The sequence below is a fragment of the Sphingomonas sp. genome (assembly GCF_035555815.1).
Taxonomy (GTDB): Bacteria; Pseudomonadota; Alphaproteobacteria; order Sphingomonadales; family Sphingomonadaceae; genus Sphingomonas.
Map to the genome: position 1 here is coordinate 1 of NZ_DATMGG010000038.1, position 2727 is coordinate 2727.

Consider the following 2727-nt stretch of genomic DNA (forward strand, 5'->3'; position numbering starts at 1 on the left):
ATTCGCGCCGAACGATCCGCCGGCCATCATCGGGTGGAGCACGACATTGTCGACCGCGATGCCGATCGCCCGCGCCGCCGCCGCGCGCACGGCCTGCGGCGCCTGGGTCGCGGCCCACAGTACCAGCTTGCCGTCCTGATAGCTGGCGGTGGCGGTGACCGGCTCGATCGCGGCGTGGAGGCCGGTGCCGACATGATATTCGGCGCGCAACACATGGCCGCCGCGAAAGGCGTCGGCGACGTCGCCCTCGCCCGCCACCCGCTCACCGGGGCGCCCCAGCGCGTCGGCCAGCGCACGATCGATCGCTGCACTGTCGACCAGCGGCGCGGGCGTCTCGAACCGGGGGCGCAGCGCCGTCAGCGCGCGGTTGGCCGCCCACCAATTGTCCGCCACCGCCGCGACCCAGCCGGTGTTCTCGACGACATGGCGCATCCCCGATATGCGCTCGGCCGCCTGGCGATCGATGCCGACCAGCCGGCTGTCGCCGACCGGCCCGTGGCGGACGGCGGCGAACACCATGCCCGGCAGGCGGACGTCGCCGGCGAAATTGGCCGAGCCGTCGACCTTGGCCGGGGCGTCGAGCCGGGGCGCGGGGGTGCCGGCCAGCCGCGCATCGGTGGCGCGGGCGGGGATGTCGCGGGGCACGCGCTCACGCGCCGCCTCCGCCGCCAACTCCCCGAACCGCAGCACGTCCTTGCCGTTGGTGATCAGCCCGGCGTCGGCCTGAAGCGTGCGCCAGTCGGCGCCCCAGCGCCGCGCCGCCGCCTTCATCAGCAGCGCGCGCGCCACCGCGCCCGCCTGACGCAGCGGGCCCTCGAACCGCCGGATCGAACTGGAACCGGCGGTAAGCATCGGCGCGGTCCGGTCGAACAGGTGGCGCCAGCCGTCGCCCGATCCGAACAGGGCCTCCGCCGCGAGCGGATTGGCATAGAAGCCGCTTTCCGGCGCCGCCTCGACCCCGACGGTGCGCCAGTCGGCGCCGAGCTCGTCGGCGACGATCTGCGGCAGCGCGGTGTAGACGCCCTGGCCATGTTCGCACTGGGGAATGGCGACGGTGACGTGGCCGTCGGTGCCGATCTTGATCCAGCCGTCGAACACGATCTCGCCATCGGCGGCGGGCAGCCGCACCCCGGCCGCGCGCGGCCACAGCGCATAGGCCACCACCAGCCCGACCGTCGCCCCGCCGCCGATCAACAGGCCTCGGCGATCAACCATGGTCGCGGGCCAGCGCCGGGGAATGCGAGTGGAACGAACCGGGGAATGCCATCGCCCCGCTCTATCGCGCCGGCGGGCGCGGCGCACCTAAATTTAGGTACACGCGGCGCTGCGGGAACGCCCCGGGCGAGGCGGGTAAAACCCCAGATCCACGACCGTCATTCCCGCGCAGGCGGGAATCCATAAGGCACCGTCCCCACGATTGATCGAGAGGTCGGCGCGAACCGATCCCCGCCTGCGCCGGGATGACGGAGGTTGCGCGGGGAGGACAAGCGCGGTTGACGGGTTCAGCGCATCTATGGCGGATGCATCTCTGCGCGCCGAGGAGGACAAGCGGCGGGGCGAACACCGTGCCCTCTCCACCATCCCCGTGCGCGCGGCACCGCCGGTCACGGACATTGCCGTCGATCCGCCCCGGCTCTAGAGCAGGGCGACGCCATCATCCCCGGAGCGCCCCCTTGCTGTCGATCCTCGCCGCCGCCGGCCAGCACATCCACTTCGCCGACCTGCACCTCGATCCGGTCGCGCTGCGCCTCGGCTTCTTCGACCTCAAATGGTATTCGCTGGCCTATATCGCCGGCATCCTGATCGGCTGGTGGTATCTGATGCGCCTGCTCAGCCAGCCCGGCGCGCCGATGGCCAGGCGCCACGCCGACGATCTGGTGTTCTACGCGACGCTGGGCATCATCCTGGGCGGGCGGCTGGGCTATGCGATCTTCTACGCGCCGGAGTTGCTGACCTCGCTCAGCATCCTGCGGCTGTGGGACGGCGGCATGTCGTTCCACGGCGGGGTCGCGGGCACCAGCATCGCGATCATCTACATGGCGCGCAAGCACAAGCTCAACTGGCTGCGCATCCACGATTATGTCGCCTGCGCCGCGCCGTTCGGGCTGTTCTTTGGCCGGCTGGCCAATTTCGTGAACGGCGAACTATGGGGCCGGCCGACCGACGTGCCGTGGGCGCTCGTCTTCCCGCGCACCGGCGACGACGTCGCGCGCCACCCAAGCCAGCTGTATGAGGCGGGGCTGGAGGGAATCGTGCTGTTCGCGGTGCTGTGGTTCCTGTTCTGGCGCACCGACGCGCGCTATCAGCCCGGCAAGCTGGTCGGCACCTTCCTGCTCGGCTACGGCCTGTCGCGCTATTTCGTGGAATTCTTTCGCGAGGCGGACGAGCAATATCTGGGCAACGCGATCCTCGGCACGCCGGGGCTGCACATGGGCCAGCTGCTGACGCTGCCGATGATCGCCGGCGGCATCTACCTGATCGCCACCGCCAAGCGCCGCCGCCTGCGCGTGGAGGCGACGGCGGGGCTGGACAGCGTCGCCTGATCGCCGCCCGATGACCGAGGAACGCCTGCCCGAACGCCTCGCCCGCGCGATCACGCTGGCCGGGCCGATCCCGCTGTCGCAATATATGGCGTCGGCGAACGCCCATTATTATGCGACCCGCGATCCGCTGGGCGCGGCGGGCGACTTCACCACCGCGCCCGAGATCAGCCAGATGTTCGGCGAG

At 71.0% G+C, this 2727-nt stretch carries 2 protein-coding genes and 1 pseudogene; 2 read left to right on the plus strand and 1 reads right to left on the minus strand.

The window, feature by feature from the left end; all coding sequences use genetic code 11:
* Positions 1–1215: molybdopterin cofactor-binding domain-containing protein (locus VNR91_RS02060; protein ID WP_325489132.1), on the minus strand; the 1215-nt coding region annotated here is incomplete at its 3' end.
* A gap of 458 nt (positions 1216–1673) precedes the next feature.
* On the opposite strand from VNR91_RS02060, the gene lgt reads away from it, so the two are divergent.
* Positions 1674–2543 carry a prolipoprotein diacylglyceryl transferase gene (gene lgt / locus VNR91_RS02065; protein ID WP_325489133.1) on the plus strand — a complete coding sequence of 290 codons (870 nt, stop codon included), beginning with the start codon at positions 1674–1676 and terminating at the stop codon, positions 2541–2543.
* A 10-nt stretch (positions 2544–2553) separates the two neighbouring features.
* Positions 2554–2727 (plus strand): annotated as a pseudogene (locus VNR91_RS02070) (class I SAM-dependent methyltransferase); the annotation flags it as partial.